Source organism: Pedobacter sp. GR22-10 (genome assembly GCF_026239715.1).
In the GTDB taxonomy this organism is placed as follows: Bacteria; Bacteroidota; Bacteroidia; order Sphingobacteriales; family Sphingobacteriaceae; genus Pedobacter.
Map to the genome: position 1 here is coordinate 1,129,862 of NZ_JAPIVR010000002.1, position 15,412 is coordinate 1,145,273.

Genomic DNA, 15,412 nt, shown 5'->3' on the forward strand with positions numbered 1-15,412 from the left:
AACACTAGGGAATTAGATTTTATCTGGTGAGGTAATATACCTTTACAATGTTGGTTTTATCTATTTTAGCAGTAAACTGAAATTGCGATTGTGTCAGGCTTTTAACGGTTGCATTTGAAACACCTTCGGGAAAAGACATCACGAAATCGTCTCCAAGGGAGGTTGTGTACGTACCTATAGTACGCTGATTATTTAAACTCAATTCCACCTGGTCGTCATTATCAGATTTGAAATCCAAATAATCATTAATGGTATAATTAAATGTTCCGTTAAGAGATGGGTTTGTATTTCCGGAAACTTCAATTTTATTGACGGTCCATTTCCCCATGATCCGGGCTTTTAAAGAAACAGTATCTTTTTTACAGGATAATAATGCTGTTGTTGCAATAAATAATAAGCCAATTACGGTAATTTGTTTTTTCATTCAGAATAGATTTTAGGTTTTTACTAGCATTATAAACGCCTGATCTCCGGATTTCGTACCGGTTTCAAAAATTTGGGTACTGCGCTGCAATATTTTCAAGTGAACTAAATCACGGGCAGGGCCGTTATATTCATTTAGAATAGCTTTATATTGGTGTTTATCAGGTATAATTTATATTTTCGCAAAAACAAAATTGAAATACATGGAAGAATTCGAAGTAAGTGACGCATCTAAGAAAACCAAAACCGTATATATCTCTACCATTATTAGTATTGCGCTGGTTTTATTAATGCTGGGCCTGCTTGGGTTGGTACTTGTACATGCCAAAAACCTGTCCAATTACGTTAAGGAAAATATTGTTTTAAATATTATTGTTGATGAAGGTGCAAAAGAAACGGATGTGCTGGCTTTTCAAAAAGAATTAAATGCCAACCGTGCCGTGAAGCAAACACAATATGTAAATAAAGAACTGGCGGCGAGAAACCTGACCCAGGATTTAGGTGAAGATTTTGTTAACTTTTTAGGCTACAACCCGCTTACCTCTACTTTTGATGTTTATCTGAAAGCGGAATATGCTAATAATAAAAGTATTGAAACTTTAAAAGCCAACATTGCTAAAAACCCTGTTGTAAAAGAAGTGGTATATCAGAGTTCTTTAATTGATATGGTAAATAAAAATATCAATACCATTGGCTTAATTATCCTGGCATTTGCGGCATTGCTTTTAATTATTGCCATTGCACTGATTAACAACACCATACGCTTAGCCATCTACTCACAAAGATTTTTAATTAAAAGTATGCAGCTCGTTGGTGCAACGAAAAATTTTATCCGACGTCCTTTTCTATTATACGCAGCCTTACATGGTTTAATCGCAGCTTTCATCGCGATTATTATCTTACTGGCTACATTAATATATGCACGGAAAGAAGTTCCTGAAATTATTATTTTAAACAACTATAAAGAGTTTGGCTTTGTATTCGTTGGCTTAATTATTATGGGCATTTTTATTACGGGCATTAGCACCTGGTTTGCGGTAAGCAGGTATTTACGTTTAAAATCTTACAATCTTTATAGATAATGGCATTAGAAAAAAAGACAAGTCCGGTAACGAAGGACGTAAAAAGTGAATTGGTTTTTACCAAAAAAAATTATCAGCTATTGTTAATCAGCATGGGTATTGTAGCACTGGGCTTCATATTAATGATGGGCACCACTGGGGATATTTATGATTTTAGAAGGACCTTACTCGCACCCCTCGTTGTGCTTTTTGGCTTTGCCTTCGGCATTTATGCAATTCTTAAAAAATAACTTTGCTTTAAATAAAGTCTTTTTTAACTTTATGATATGACGACTACAAATCTGCAAATAGAAATAAATTCTTTGCCCTTGGATCTGAGACAGGAGGTGGCAGATTTTGTAGAATTCTTAAAAACGAAAAAAGCAAATAAACCAAAATTAAAGTCACGAGAATTTGGTTACGCAAAAGGTAAAATCAAGTTAGCTGATGACTTTGATGAACCATTGGAAATGTTTTCAGATTACATTTAATGGCTTTTTTGTTAGATACACATACTTTCTTTTGGTTTGTTGCCGGCGATAATCAATTGTCTGAATTGATAAGAAAAAAAATATTAAACCTTAATGAATCTTGTTTCCTAAGCATTGCATCACTTTGGGAGATTGCCATCAAAAAGCAGATTGGAAAATTAGTATTAAATGTAGGTTTTGATGAATTATTTAGATTTGCAGAAAGAAATCAAATTGAAATCGTTTCAATTAATGAAACCCATCTAACAACTTTACTAACTATTGCCTTGATCACCCATGACCCGTTCGATAGAATTATTGTATCTCAAGCACTATCAGAAGATTTAACTCTCATTTCAAGAGACAAAAAACTCAAAAATTATAAGATAAAATTACTTTGGGACTAACCCACATTTACCTACTATGAACTATTTCCAAGCCATTATCCTTGCCATTATTGAAGGACTGACGGAGTTTTTGCCTGTATCAAGCACCGGTCACATGATTATTGCGTCATCATTTATGGGCATTGCTAGCGACCCCTTCGTAAAGCTCTTTACAATTGCCATTCAACTGGGGGCCATACTCTCCGTGATTGTATTGTATTTCAAAAGGTTTTTCAAATCGATCAACTTTTATATTAAACTTTTGGTAGCTTTTATCCCGGCAGCGGTTTTCGGATTGCTTTTAAGTAAAAAAATTGATGAGCTTTTAGAAAGCCCGATGGCAGTTGGCATCTCTTTACTCGTTGGCGGAGTAATCCTTTTATTTGTAGATAAATGGTTTAATCAACCTACCATTCATGAAGAAGAAGAAATAAATTATTTAACGGCCCTGAAAATTGGTTTTTTTCAATGTATTGCCATGATTCCAGGTGTTTCACGCTCCGGAGCCACGATTGTTGGTGGCATGAGCCAAAAATTAAGCAGAAAATTAGCGGCAGAATTTTCATTCTTTTTAGCCGTGCCAACCATGTTTGCAGCAACAGGTAAAAAACTATTTGATTTTTATAAAGAAGGAAATACCATTACGCATGATCAGGCTAATCTTTTAATTATTGGAAATGTAATCGCTTTCATTGTCGCACTTTTAGCCATTAAAAGCTTTATCGGCTTTTTGAATAAGCATGGTTTCAGGGTATTTGGCTGGTATCGTATTATTGCAGGTTTAATCCTCATTATTCTATTGTACACCGGACATAACTTGCAAGTGATATAATCCGTATCTTTGCGGAAAAAAGATTTGTGAGTACAGAAAATTCTAAGTTTAAAGATTTCAATTTTGCCGAGGGCGAACTGCTTTTAATTAACAAACCTTACAAATGGACTTCATTTGATGTGGTGGGCAAAATCCGTAACGCTCTAAAACCATTAAAACTAAAGGTTGGTCATGCGGGCACATTAGATCCGCTCGCTACCGGCTTATTGATCATTTGTACAGGGAAACTCACCAAGCAAATAGACACTTTTCAGGCAGAAGAAAAGGAGTATACCGGAACCATGATGCTTGGTGCCACTACCGCATCATTTGATATGGAGACAGAAGTTGATCAGACCTTCGACATATCCACCATCACTCCTGAACAGATATACAATGCTACAGCACCATTTATTGGTGATATCGAGCAATATCCACCTGCACATTCAGCTGTAAAAATCAACGGCGAACGTTTATATGTCAAAGCCCGTTTGGGTGAGGCCGTAGAATTACGTAAACGTTTTGTAAGCGTTCCGGAATTTGAAATTACCAGAGTTGAACTGCCCGAAATAGACTTCCGCATTGTTTGCAGTAAAGGCACTTATATTCGTTCTTTAGTGTCTGATTTTGGGAAAGCATTAAATAATGGTGCCTATTTATCTAAACTCACCCGAACAAGAAGTGGAAACTTTTTGCTTTCAAATTCGTTTGAGGTTCTGGAGCTCGTTAATTATATTCGTAGCAGGAAAGAGGAAACTAAAATCCAGGAGTAAAAAATGAACCGAATAAAAAACAAGAATGCCCGGTTTGCAAAAGAAATTCTCTTAATTGTGGCGGGCGTTACTTCAGCTTGTTTTGGTTTAAAGAGTTTCCTGATGCCCAGTCATTTCATTGATGGTGGCGTGACGGGTATATCCCTGCTTTTAAGCACATTAACCGGATGGAACCTCTCCTACCTGATCGTCATTATCAATATACCTTTCGTTATCCTGGGTTTCAGGCAAATTGGAAAGGGCTTTGCCATTAAAACGGCAATAGCCATAGCAGCCTTATCCATGGCCTTAATTTTTTTGCCGTTTCAACCCATTACCCATGACAAACTCCTTATCGCCTTCTTCGGTGGTTTGTTTTTGGGAGGAGGAATTGGCATGGCCATGCGCGGCGGTTGTGTGATTGATGGAACAGAAGTACTGGCACTTTATATCAGTAAAAACAGTATCCTTACCGTGGGCAATATTATCCTGATATTAAACATCATCATCTTTGCCTTTGCAGCATACTTTTTAAATATCGAAACGGCACTTTACGCCATATTAACTTACCTCTCAGCCTCGTATACCATAGATTTTATTATCAACGGTATAGAGCAATACACCGGCGTAACCATTATTTCAGAACATCAGGAGGAAATAAAAGATTATATTATTACAGAGATGAAACGTGGTGTAACCATTTATAAAGGAGAGGGTGGTTATGGAGAAAGAAAAGATATTGACATCCTTTTTACAGTAGTCACCAAGTTAGAAATGAGCAAATTGCAAACAGCCATCAGAAACATAGATGCTGATGCATTTGTGATACAACAACAAATTGCAGACTTAAAGGGTGGTGTTGTAAAACGCCATGCTTTGCATTAATAAATATAATTATAGAAATTTGGGCGTGCCCCCGAGCTATGCAAGGGGTCGGGCTGTACGCGATATCTTTTTCGTTTTTATGTACTGATATTATCCGTTAGAAAGAAAAAGTATGCCGCTTCCATCCCTCACGCAAACCCCATAGTTTAAAAAGATTATCCCATTGAAAATATATCATAACCTATCCGAATTTACCAGGCTTAACAACGCAATCGTAACCATAGGTACTTTTGATGGTGTTCATTACGGACACCAGAAAATCATCAAACAGTTAGTTGCAAAAGCAAAAGCAGATCATGGTGAAAGTGTTATTTTAACTTTCTTTCCTCATCCACGGCTAATCATTGATCCCGAAAATCAGGACCTTAAAATGATCAATACCATCAACGAAAAAGCTGAAATCTTAAAAAGCCTTGGTGTTGATCATTTAATCATCACCCCTTTTACCCGCGATTTTTCAAACCAGCTTCCTGATGATTATATCAAGAATACATTGGTTAATAATATCGGGACCAAACATATCATTATTGGATACGACCATCGTTTTGGAAAAGACCGTACCGGAAACCTTGCTGATTTAAAGGCAGCAGGTATTCATTTTGGTTTTACCGTTGAAGAAATTATGGAACAGGATATCCACGATGTTGCGGTGAGTTCAACTAAAATACGGCAGGCACTTCTAGCTGGCGATGTCGGCCTTGCATCAGATTATTTAGGCTATGCCTTTTCTATTTTCGGGCGCGTAATTAAGGGCGATAAGATCGGCAGAACCATTGGTTTCCCAACGGCCAACATTTTTGTAGAAGAAACCTATAAACTGATTCCAGGTGATGGCATTTATGCGGTAACGGTTGAAATGGATGTCCGGAGTCAGAAGTCAGAAGTCGAGAGTCAGAAGTCGGGAGTTAATGCTCCAGCCCCTCAACCCTCAGCCCTCAACCTTCAACCTTCAACCTTTAAAGGTATGGCTTATATCGGTCAAAGGCCAACCATCAATGGCATGACGAGAAACATTGAAGTAAATATCTTCGATTTTAATCAGGAAATTTATGGGCAGGATATCAAAATGAATTTCTTAAAATTTCTACGCCATGATGTAAAATTCACTGGTTTAGAAGCTTTAAAAGTTCAACTTCAAAAAGATAAAGAAGATACACTGGCTTTCTTTTCATCTCTTAAATAGTTAAGCTTAATCGAAATTTAACTTTCAAAAAAGCCTCATTTTCGCTATATTAGCAGCAATGAGGCTTTTTTATATCCTATTTTTTTTTAGTACGCTGGTGAGTTTCGCAAACTTTGCTGCTCCAAAAAAAGATAATGCCTTAAAAATTCAATTGGTGCAGTGCGCTCCTACCTTAAAAAAAAGCATTTTTAAATTACACTTTGGTAATAATCAGGAAAGTCTTCAAAAAGACCTGATCGATCATACCTTAGCTAAAATCCGTTTAGATCTACTTATTGTTGTGCTGATTGCTTTGCCTTTCTTTTTCTATTTGAAGATAGATGAGTTGGTATTAAGTCGACCTAGATATAAATATTGGTTTCTACTTAAAATGCTTTACCCGAAACACGTTTTCTGGTAATTTACAAAGCCCACCACCATCAGGTGGAATACAACAACCGGTTTAGCCGGAAATCATTTTACCATTATACCGATTACCACCAATGCACTTACCAGATTTAATTGCCGATTTAGGATTAATCCTCGCCGCAGCGGGAATTACCACACTCATATTTAAAAAAATTAAACAGCCACTTGTTTTAGGTTATATTTTAGCAGGCTTATTGGTTGGCCCGCATTTAGATTTTTTTCCCTCCGTTACCGACACCAAAAATATTAATATCTGGGGCGAAATTGGTGTGATCTTCCTCCTATTCAGTTTAGGATTGGAATTTAGTTTTAAAAAACTGGTTAAGGTTGGCGGTTCCGCTTCGGTGACGGCCATTGTCGAAGTTGTTTTTATGCTTTTAATCGGTTTCTCTGCCGGCAAATTGATGGGCTGGAAAACCATGGACAGTATTTTTCTTGGTGGAATTTTATCTGTTTCTTCTACCACTATTATTATCAGGGCTTTTGAAGAACTTGGCGTAAAACATAAAAAATTCGCAGGTCTGGTTTTTGGTGTGCTCATTGTAGAAGATTTAGTGGCCATCTTGCTACTCGTTCTCCTCTCTACCCTTGCGGTGAGTCAGCAGTTTGCCGGTAGCGAAATGCTGATATCAATCTTAAAACTGGCATTTTTTTTAGTGCTCTGGTTTTTAGGCGGAATATTTCTGATCCCGTCTTTCCTGAAAGCTACCAGAAAGCTGATGAATGACGAAACCATGCTCGTGGTTTCTCTGGCCTTATGCCTGTTAATGGTGCTCCTGGCTGTAAAGGTTGGATTTTCTCCTGCATTAGGTGCCTTTATTATGGGCTCCATCCTTGCCGAAACTACACAGGCCGAAAAAATAGAACATTTAACCAAATCTGTAAAAGATTTATTTGCAGCAGTATTTTTTGTTTCAGTAGGCATGCTCATTGATCCAAAAATACTGATAGATTACAGCATCCCGATTGTAATTGTAACACTAGCCACTATTTTTGGAAAGTTTTTGAGTTCAAGTCTGGGCGCACTCCTTTCCGGCCAGCCGCTCAAAACTTCTGTTCAATCTGGAATGAGCCTGGCACAAATTGGTGAATTTTCGTTCATTATTGCCACATTAGGATTAACCTTAAAGGTAACCAGTGATTTTCTCTACCCGATTGCCGTGGCGGCATCAGCCATCACTACTTTCACTACCCCCTACCTCATAAAACATTCTGAGGCATTTTATAATTTCCTTAACCGGATTCTACCTAAAAAATGGCTGGATGGGATTTCAAGATACAGTTCCAGTACGGCAGGAATGACCACCTTGAGCGACTGGAAAATTCTTTTGCGGAGTTATGCCTTTAATACAGTTATCCATTCCGTTATTATTGTGGCAGTTATTTTTCTGGCATCCCGCTATATTCAGCCTTTTATTGCCAAAAATTTTGTAAATGGAATTAAATCGACCATTATCAGCCTGGTGGTTTCATTTATTATCATGGCGCCTTTTTTATGGGCATTATCCATCAGAAGGATTCAAAAAACGGCTTATTCACACTTGTGGCTGAATAAAAAATATACCCGAGGACCATTAATCGCGATAGAAGTATTCAGAATAGCACTAGGCATCTTTTTCGTTGGATTTTTAATGTACGAATTTTTTGATACCTGGATTGCCGCCGGAATTGCTTTAGCTTTGATTGTGCTGATGATGTTTATTTTCTCCAGGAAACTCCAGGCTTTTTACAACCAGCTGGAAAAACGTTTCATTTTAAACCTGAACGCACGAGAAAATCAGAAACCAGATATTTTACCCTGGGATACCCACCTGACAGAATTAACGGTTTCGCCAGAATCTGAGGTGGTAGGACAAACACTCGCAAGCCTGATGATCCGTGAAAAATTTGGTGTAAACATTGCCATGATTGAACGTGGCAGAAACAGCATCCCTACACCTGGAAGAGATGAAAGACTTTACCCCAATGACAAATTGCTGCTCATCGGTGCAGACGATCAATTGGCAGCAGTAAAGGCAATTTTAGAGGTGGATGTACCGGAAACAGAAAGTGAGAAAAACTTCCCTGATAAGGAAATGACCTTGCAGAAAGTGGTGGTAAATCTGGAATCTCCGGTTTATGGACTGAGCATCCGGAATGCAGGAATAAGAGAAAAAGCACAGGCATTAATTGTTGGCATTGAACGCGGATCAGAACGCATTTTAAACCCCTCATCAGACTTCACATTTGATAATGGGGATATCATCTGGATTGTGGGGAATAATAAGAAAATTAAAGAGGTGATATAGGTAGTCCAGAATTTTTAGTCAGTAGTCTGAAGTCGATATAACCTCCAGACTTCAGACTTATTTTTATATCTTCGTGATAGAACCTAACCTATGAAAGTTGATATAGAAAAAAGTGAGTTTCTTAATGAAATGATTGAGCAATGGCAAAACGATGGCTTAATTAACGAAGAAACAGGCTACAAACTTCGACAAAGCTATGAAGCTAAAAATTTCGACTGGTTAAGACTTGCCCAGTATGCCTTTTGGGTAGCATTGGCCTGTGGTTTTATCGCTTTAGGATCGCTCTTAATTGATAACGCTATACTCAATTATCTTAAACGCGTTTACAATACTCCAAATATTGTTATTGCACTGGTATCTGCCGGGATTGCCGGATGGCTTTATATATTGGGTTTCCGAAGGAAGAAAAAATTGCCTAATCTCAGATTTAGCAATGAGGCCATTGTATTTTCAGCCATTTTACTTACGGCGAATGCCATTGCCTATTTTGGCAAATCACTGGATAACGGTTCTGGAAATTTCACCATTCTGATATTAATTTCCGTATTTATTTACGGCGGACTTGGTTACTTCTTCAACTCAAGATTGATCTGGATATTTGCATTAATATCTTTAGGTGCATGGTTTGGTACGGAGACAGGTTACCTCAGCCGCTGGAATTATTATTTCCTGGGTATGAATTACCCGCTCCGGTTTGTCGTTTTTGGAGCCGTTTTAACCGCTGCTTCCTTTATCATGAAGGCCTTACCTAAAACCAGGCAATTTTTTCAAGTCACCTACATTGCAGGAATGGTTTATCTATTCATCTCATTATGGGCCTTATCGGTTTTTGGCAATTTCGCCAGTTTAGAAAAATGGTATGCAGTGCGACAGTTAAGTTTATTTTATTGGGCTCTAATTTCTGCGGCGGTCTGCGTACTCAGTACCTTATTTGGGTTAAAATACCGTGATGACATCGCAAGGGAATTTGGGATTACATTTTTGTTTATCAACCTCTATACCCGTTATTTTGAATATTTTTGGGATAGCTGGCACAAGGCGCTTTTCTTTTCGGTATTGGCCGCTTCATTTTGGCTGATCGGCAGAAAAGCAGAGAAAATATGGAATGTAGAATTTTTAAAGTAAGTCTTTCTTTGTATTAATTTATTGAAAGATTTAGCCAGATGTATTATGAAAATCGACAATCAAAATTTGTACAAAAAGGTAATTGAACTACTCAACCAAGCCAGACAAAGTATAGTATAAACTATTAACAATACAATGGCCATGACCTACTTCGAAATTGGTAAAATGATTGTAGAAGAAGAGCAGCATGGTAAAGAAAAATCTGAATATGGAAAACAAGTTTTAAAGGAACTTTCAGAAAAGTTAGTCAATGAATTTGGCAAGGGCTTTTCGGAAACTAATTTAAAGCAAATGCGGCAATTTTATATCAATTATTCAATTCGTCAGACGGTGTCTGACCAATTCAAACTTACCTGGTCTCACTATCTTAAACTCATGAGGATAGCTGATTTGAATGAGCGTAATTTTTACGAAATAGAAGCTATAAAAAACAATTGGAGCTTACGAGGATTACAACGCCAATATGACTCTGCATTATATACGCGTTTAGCCTTAAGTAAGAATAAGAAAGAAGTGATTTCTCTTGGACAAAAAGGTCAGATCATTGAGAAAAACAAAGATTTAATAAAAGACCCTTATATTTTAGAATTTTTAGGCCTGCCAGATAAAAGTTTCTACTCTGAAAGCGATTTAGAGCAAAAACTGATTGATAAATTAGAACACTTTCTATTAGAGTTAGGTAATGGTTTTACCTTTGTAGCCCGCCAAAAAAGAATAACCTTTGATGAACGTCACTTCAAAGTAGATTTGGTTTTTTACAATAGGATACTTAAGTGCTTCGTATTAATAGACTTAAAAATTGGCGAATTGAAGCATCAGGATATAGGCCAGATGCAGATGTATGTAAACTATTTTGATAGGGAAGTAAAACTTGATGATGAAAACAAAACTATTGGAATTATTCTTTGCCAGGATAAAAGCGAATCTGTAGTCAGATATACGTTACCAGAGAATAATGAGCAAATTTTTGCCAGTAAATACCTTACCGTATTGCCTAGTGAAAAAGATTTTATCCAAATCATAGAAAACCAATAAAAGTAACAACTAGCTTAATAGCATTATAATGCCTACAATAAAATAATCAATTGCTTCACTACTAAATAGGCCGCCAGCACATACAAAAATATGGCAATGGATTTATTGATAATCAGGCTGCTCAACGCAAATTTCTCCTGAATAAAAGTGGCAAAATGAGCATATACATATAAAGCTCCCGCAGAGCCAAAGCCTGATCCGATAGCAAAGACAATTAATGATAAATAATCCGTTTTAATCCATTCATGCAGGATGACATAATTACCAAAAAATAGCCAAAAAGGGATCTGAACCGGATTTAATACCCCTAATATTAAGCCATACAGTACACTCCCACTTCGCTTATCATCTTTTTTACTACTGGTTTTCGGAACTTTTTTACGATTTACCCAAGTGATGGTTCCCATGACAATAAACATGAGAATCATGAAACAATCAACCAGTGTTCCCAACCGCACTTCACTTACCGCCTCATTGGGATTGATATCACTCATCGCCCAACGGGCAAAACGCATCATCCCGAAAGTAAAAAATACTTCTACACAGGAAAATGAGAAGATAAAGTACCATACCTGCCGCATGCCTTTATTAATAGTCAGCTGTGCAACCGTCAAATTAATGTTACCAGGGGGAATATAACCCATGGCGTTGAGGAGGATGCCTATAATAAAGGTTAGAAAAAGCATTGCCGAAATTATGGATTTAAATTTAAATGCGATGCTAAATATTTACCTGTATAAGAACTTTTCTCTTTTACCAAGTCTTCAGGTATACCTTCGAATACTAATTTTCCACCGCCATCACCACCTTCCGGACCAATATCAATCACCCAATCAGCACATTTGATCATATCCATATTGTGCTCAATAACCAATATCGTATTACCTTGTTCTATTAATGTATTCAGTGCCTTCAATAATTTTTTGATATCGTGAAAATGCAATCCGGTAGTTGGCTCATCAAAAATAAATAATGTTTTATTGGCATTATTCCCCTTAATTAAAAATGAGGCCAGCTTAATCCGCTGCGCTTCTCCACCTGATAAGGTGTTTGAAGACTGCCCTAAATGCACATAGCCTAAACCCACATCTACCAGTGGATTTAATTTATTTAATATCTTCTGTTCATCTTTAAAGAAATCAACGGCCTCATCAATGGTCATATCCAGGATTTCAGAAACATTTTTTTCTTTATAGGTTACATCTAAAACTTGTTGCTTAAACCGCTTTCCGCCGCAAGCCTCACAAGGCAAATAAATATCCGCCATGAACTGCATTTCGATTTTAACTTCACCCTCACCCTGACAAACATCACAACGGCCACCTTCTACATTAAAAGAAAATGCAGCCGGTTTTAGTCCTGCCGCTTTGGCTGCAGCCTGTCCTGAAAATAACGCACGAACATCATCCCAGGCCTTCACGTAAGTAACCGGATTGGAACGGCTTGATCGACCTATTGGATTTTGATCCACCATTTCTACAGCACTGACCAAATCTACGTTCCCAAAAATCCCATCGTATGCACCTGTTTGCTCACCGGCATAATTACCGATGGCCTTTTGTAAGGCCGGATAAAGTATTTTTTTTACCAAACTGGTTTTACCAGATCCTGAAACACCACTTACGGCAGTGAAAACACCAAGCGGGAATTTAACATCAATGTTCTGTAGATTATTTTCTCTGGCACCTTTAATCAGGATGTGATCCTTCCACTTGCGACGCTTCTGCGGAATGGCAATTTTTTCAATTCCCGCCAGGTAGCGGCCGGTTAAACTGTTCTGATCTTTTAGAATTTCTTCATAATTGCCACTGAAAACCAGGTTCCCTCCATGCGTACCTGCTTCAGGACCAATATCAATGATGTAATCGGCAGCACGCATCATCTCCTCTTCATGCTCTACAACAATTACGGTATTCCCAACATTTCTTAGTGAAATTAAAACTTCAATAAGTTTGTTGGTATCTCGCGGATGCAGACCGATACTGGGTTCATCCAGAACGTAAATCGAGCCTACCAAACTGCTTCCTAAAGAAGTTGCCAGGTTAATCCTTTGCGATTCACCACCAGATAAGGTATTTGATAAACGATTAAGCGTCAGATAACCTAAACCCACATTATTTAAATAGAGGAAACGATTATCAATCTCTGCCAGTAAACGTTTGGCAATTTTCGCATCATTTGCACTTAACTTCAGGTCATTGAAAAATACCAGTGCTTTTGACAAGGGCATCAGCACGATATCAATAATGGACTTTTCAGCAATTTTTACATAAGAAGCATCTTTACGCAAACGCGATCCTTTACAATCCGGACAGGTGGTTTTGCCACGGTAACGGGATAACATTACCCGATATTGGATTTTATACGTTTGCTCTTCCAGTTCCTTAAAAAAAGCATCAAGTCCTGAAAAGTGTTTATTTCCCGTCCACAACAAGCGTTGTTCTTTGGCCGTTAACTGGCTGTAAGCCCGGTGAATCGGAAATTCAAATTTTGGTGCAGCCTTAATGAAATTCTGCAGCCAGATACTCATTTTTTCACCACGCCATGGCGCAATGGCATTATCATAAATACTTTTACTCTTATCAGGTATCACTAAATCTTCATCAATACCAATTACATTTCCATAGCCTTCGCAACGTTTGCAAGCACCATATGGATTATTGAAAGAGAAAAAATTAGGCGTTGGTTCTTCAAAGCGAATTCCATCCAGTTCAAAACGATCGCTAAAATGTTTGGTTTTTTCTTCAGCCTCTACATAACAATCGCCTTTACCTTCAAAGAAAGCCGTTTGTACGGAATCAGCCAGCCGGCTCAAAGTTTCTTCTTCCTGATTGGTAACCAGGCGATCAATCAGAATCTGTACCGTTTTATCGTCAGTCAATTCTGCATCCTTAAAGTCTGCGTCATCCAGCACCGATTCAATTTTTAATATTTTATGATTAATCAATACCCTTAAAAATCCCTTTTGCAATAAAATGGCAAGTTCTTCTTTAATGGTCCTGTTGTTATGTGGATAAAGCGGACAAAATATAGTAACGGTAGTATCCTCGGGCAGCGCACCCACATAATCAACAACCGTACTTACAGAATCTTTTTTTACCTCCTTCCCGGATACCGGGGAGATGGTTTTTCCGATACGGGAAAACAATAACTTCAAATAATCATAAATTTCGGTAGATGTGCCTACCGTTGAACGGGGATTAGAGGTTATTACCTTTTGTTCGATGGCAATGGCAGGTGCAATTCCTTTAATGTAATCTACATCAGGTTTATTCATCCTACCCATAAACTGACGGGCGTAAGAAGACAGACTTTCGACGTAGCGACGTTGTCCTTCAGCATATAAAGTATCAAATGCAAGCGAAGATTTTCCCGAACCCGACATTCCCGTAACCACCACCAATTTATTTTTCGGAATAGCAACATCGATATTTTTAAGGTTGTGCACACGGGCACCTTTTATGATTATATTTTTATGCGGATCTTTTTCGGCCTCTTTTTTGCTCATGTATGGTTAAGAATATATAATGAAAACCCCAGAAAGTAATTTGGGTTTTAAGATGATACAAAAATAGGGTACTGAGATGGTTAATTTATTTTTTAACATTTTATTTTTTGCATTTTGGTAAAAAATAACTTTCTTTGAACATTAACGACCTCAGAACCAAACTAACTCAATCAAAAAAAACATAGGAGATCAGCTATAGAAATTAAACATCTACAAATTAATTTTTAGCAAACAGTACGGGATTTAGTGTAGGTAAACCTATGAATTTACAATCATATAACGATCAGGACCTTGTAAAGGTATATATTGCCGGAGACGAGAATGGATTGCAGGAACTTTTACGAAGACATAAAAGCAAGATTTATACATCCATTTATTTATTGGTTAAAGACCAATATCTGGCGGAAGATATTTTTCAGGATGCTTTTATTAAGGTGATCAATACCCTTCGATCAGGAAGATATAACGAAGAAGGTAAGTTTTTACCATGGGTAATGCGTATTGCGCATAACCTTGTCATTGATTATTTCAGAAAAGAAAAACGAACACCCATTATCACCAGTGCTGATGGAATGGATGTATTCAATATGCTACACTTTTATGATGAGAGTGCAGAAGAAAAAATGCTTCGCGATCAAACCCATAAAGATTTAAAAGCCATGATTCATTTATTGCCTGATGAACAGAAAGAAGTATTGTTAATGCGCCATTACGCCGATTTAAGTTTCAAGGAAATTGCTGATTTGACTGATGTGAGCATTAATACCGCTTTAGGCCGTATGCGCTATGCACTAAGCAATCTTCGGAAAATGCTTAAAACAAAGGAAATGACATACAAGGGGTAGCATAAAAGTTACAGAAATTATTCCGGGGTTTAAAATAAAGTATCTGAAGTACCGTTAAGTTTATAAACTTATCACATTCAGTGCTTATGACAAAAACCTCTACATCAAACTCAAGTGTAAATTCACCAATTCAAAACATGTTTCAGCCAAAAACTGACATAGAATCTGACACAGAGATCGACTTATTTTATGATCAAATAAAAGGTAAGTTAGATCGGTTAGCTAAAGATCC

Annotated in this window: 16 protein-coding genes; 13 read left to right on the plus strand and 3 right to left on the minus strand. The window is 37.4% G+C overall.

From position 1 onward, the window contains the following. Window positions 1–19: 19 nt before the first annotated feature. Window positions 20–424: a hypothetical protein gene (locus OQX64_RS12350; RefSeq protein WP_265818993.1), complete on the minus strand. Its 405-nt coding sequence runs from the start codon at window positions 422–424 to the stop codon at window positions 20–22. A 202-nt stretch (window positions 425–626) separates the two neighbouring features. On the opposite strand from OQX64_RS12350, the gene OQX64_RS12355 reads away from it, so the two are divergent. The 12 genes from OQX64_RS12355 (at window position 627) to OQX64_RS12410 (ending at window position 10,827) form a co-directional block, all read left to right on the plus strand. Further along, window positions 627–1,505, plus strand: a complete 879-nt coding sequence (locus OQX64_RS12355; protein WP_088300315.1) for a cell division protein FtsX — start codon at window positions 627–629, stop codon at window positions 1,503–1,505. After that, a complete protein-coding gene (locus OQX64_RS12360; protein WP_265818994.1) occupies window positions 1,505–1,735 on the plus strand; it encodes a DUF3098 domain-containing protein in 231 nt (76 codons plus the stop codon). The genes OQX64_RS12355 and OQX64_RS12360 overlap by 1 nt, the downstream gene beginning before the upstream one ends. Before the next feature lie 36 nt (window positions 1,736–1,771). Then, window positions 1,772–1,975: a DUF2281 domain-containing protein gene (locus OQX64_RS12365; RefSeq protein WP_088300317.1), complete on the plus strand. Its 204-nt coding sequence runs from the start codon at window positions 1,772–1,774 to the stop codon at window positions 1,973–1,975. Between the two features lie 8 nt (window positions 1,976–1,983). Beyond that, window positions 1,984–2,361 (plus strand): type II toxin-antitoxin system VapC family toxin, encoded by a 378-nt coding sequence (locus tag OQX64_RS12370; RefSeq protein ID WP_172406450.1) that lies wholly within the window; start codon window positions 1,984–1,986, stop codon window positions 2,359–2,361. A gap of 16 nt (window positions 2,362–2,377) precedes the next feature. Next, a complete protein-coding gene (locus tag OQX64_RS12375) occupies window positions 2,378–3,172 on the plus strand; it encodes an undecaprenyl-diphosphate phosphatase (protein ID WP_088300319.1) in 795 nt (264 codons plus the stop codon). 26 nt (window positions 3,173–3,198) lie between these two features. After that, on the plus strand, window positions 3,199–3,924 hold the full coding sequence (truB, locus tag OQX64_RS12380) for a tRNA pseudouridine(55) synthase TruB (RefSeq protein WP_265818995.1): 726 nt from the start codon (window positions 3,199–3,201) through the stop codon (window positions 3,922–3,924). A 3-nt stretch (window positions 3,925–3,927) separates the two neighbouring features. Continuing rightward, window positions 3,928–4,788: a YitT family protein gene (locus OQX64_RS12385; RefSeq protein WP_265818996.1), complete on the plus strand. Its 861-nt coding sequence runs from the start codon at window positions 3,928–3,930 to the stop codon at window positions 4,786–4,788. Window positions 4,789–4,951: 163 nt separating this feature from the next. Continuing rightward, entirely contained in the window at window positions 4,952–5,971 is a 1,020-nt protein-coding gene (locus OQX64_RS12390) for a bifunctional riboflavin kinase/FAD synthetase (RefSeq protein WP_265818997.1), read from the plus strand. Between the two features lie 58 nt (window positions 5,972–6,029). Further along, window positions 6,030–6,371 carry a hypothetical protein gene (locus OQX64_RS12395; RefSeq protein WP_088300323.1) on the plus strand — a complete coding sequence of 114 codons (342 nt, stop codon included), beginning with the start codon at window positions 6,030–6,032 and terminating at the stop codon, window positions 6,369–6,371. 82 nt (window positions 6,372–6,453) lie between these two features. Then, on the plus strand, window positions 6,454–8,667 hold the full coding sequence (locus tag OQX64_RS12400; RefSeq protein ID WP_265818998.1) for a cation:proton antiporter: 2,214 nt from the start codon (window positions 6,454–6,456) through the stop codon (window positions 8,665–8,667). Between the two features lie 90 nt (window positions 8,668–8,757). Continuing rightward, on the plus strand, window positions 8,758–9,792 hold the full coding sequence (locus OQX64_RS12405) for a DUF2157 domain-containing protein (RefSeq protein WP_265818999.1): 1,035 nt from the start codon (window positions 8,758–8,760) through the stop codon (window positions 9,790–9,792). 135 nt (window positions 9,793–9,927) lie between these two features. Further along, a complete protein-coding gene (locus OQX64_RS12410) occupies window positions 9,928–10,827 on the plus strand; it encodes a PDDEXK nuclease domain-containing protein (protein ID WP_265819000.1) in 900 nt (299 codons plus the stop codon). A 32-nt stretch (window positions 10,828–10,859) separates the two neighbouring features. On the opposite strand, the gene OQX64_RS12415 is transcribed toward OQX64_RS12410, so the two are convergent. Together OQX64_RS12415 and uvrA are read right to left on the minus strand one after the other, a co-directional pair. Further along, window positions 10,860–11,513: a LysE family transporter gene (locus OQX64_RS12415; RefSeq protein ID WP_088300327.1), complete on the minus strand. Its 654-nt coding sequence runs from the start codon at window positions 11,511–11,513 to the stop codon at window positions 10,860–10,862. An 8-nt stretch (window positions 11,514–11,521) separates the two neighbouring features. Next, a complete protein-coding gene (gene uvrA / locus OQX64_RS12420; RefSeq protein ID WP_265819001.1) occupies window positions 11,522–14,335 on the minus strand; it encodes an excinuclease ABC subunit UvrA in 2,814 nt (937 codons plus the stop codon). A 260-nt stretch (window positions 14,336–14,595) separates the two neighbouring features. Between uvrA and OQX64_RS12425 the strand changes: the two genes are divergently transcribed. After that, window positions 14,596–15,180, plus strand: coding sequence for an RNA polymerase sigma factor (locus OQX64_RS12425; protein ID WP_088300329.1), 585 nt, complete (start codon window positions 14,596–14,598; stop codon window positions 15,178–15,180). Window positions 15,181–15,412 lie beyond the last annotated feature (232 nt).

Excerpts from the sequence above, each read along its gene's own strand:
- OQX64_RS12395 (WP_088300323.1), top strand. The coding sequence starts at position 6,030 with ATGAGGCTTTTTTATATCCTATTTTTTTTTAGTACGCTGGTGAGTTTC.
- OQX64_RS12415 (WP_088300327.1), bottom strand. The coding sequence starts at position 11,513 with ATGCTTTTTCTAACCTTTATTATAGGCATCCTCCTCAACGCCATGGGT.
- OQX64_RS12350 (WP_265818993.1), bottom strand. The coding sequence starts at position 424 with ATGAAAAAACAAATTACCGTAATTGGCTTATTATTTATTGCAACAACA.
- OQX64_RS12410 (WP_265819000.1), top strand. The coding sequence starts at position 9,928 with ATGGCCATGACCTACTTCGAAATTGGTAAAATGATTGTAGAAGAAGAG.
- OQX64_RS12355 (WP_088300315.1), top strand. The coding sequence starts at position 627 with ATGGAAGAATTCGAAGTAAGTGACGCATCTAAGAAAACCAAAACCGTA.
- OQX64_RS12375 (WP_088300319.1), top strand. The coding sequence starts at position 2,378 with ATGAACTATTTCCAAGCCATTATCCTTGCCATTATTGAAGGACTGACG.
- OQX64_RS12365 (WP_088300317.1), top strand. The coding sequence starts at position 1,772 with ATGACGACTACAAATCTGCAAATAGAAATAAATTCTTTGCCCTTGGAT.
- OQX64_RS12405 (WP_265818999.1), top strand. The coding sequence starts at position 8,758 with ATGAAAGTTGATATAGAAAAAAGTGAGTTTCTTAATGAAATGATTGAG.
- uvrA (WP_265819001.1), bottom strand. The coding sequence starts at position 14,335 with ATGAGCAAAAAAGAGGCCGAAAAAGATCCGCATAAAAATATAATCATA.
- OQX64_RS12360 (WP_265818994.1), top strand. The coding sequence starts at position 1,505 with ATGGCATTAGAAAAAAAGACAAGTCCGGTAACGAAGGACGTAAAAAGT.
- OQX64_RS12385 (WP_265818996.1), top strand. The coding sequence starts at position 3,928 with ATGAACCGAATAAAAAACAAGAATGCCCGGTTTGCAAAAGAAATTCTC.
- OQX64_RS12400 (WP_265818998.1), top strand. The coding sequence starts at position 6,454 with ATGCACTTACCAGATTTAATTGCCGATTTAGGATTAATCCTCGCCGCA.
- OQX64_RS12425 (WP_088300329.1), top strand. The coding sequence starts at position 14,596 with ATGAATTTACAATCATATAACGATCAGGACCTTGTAAAGGTATATATT.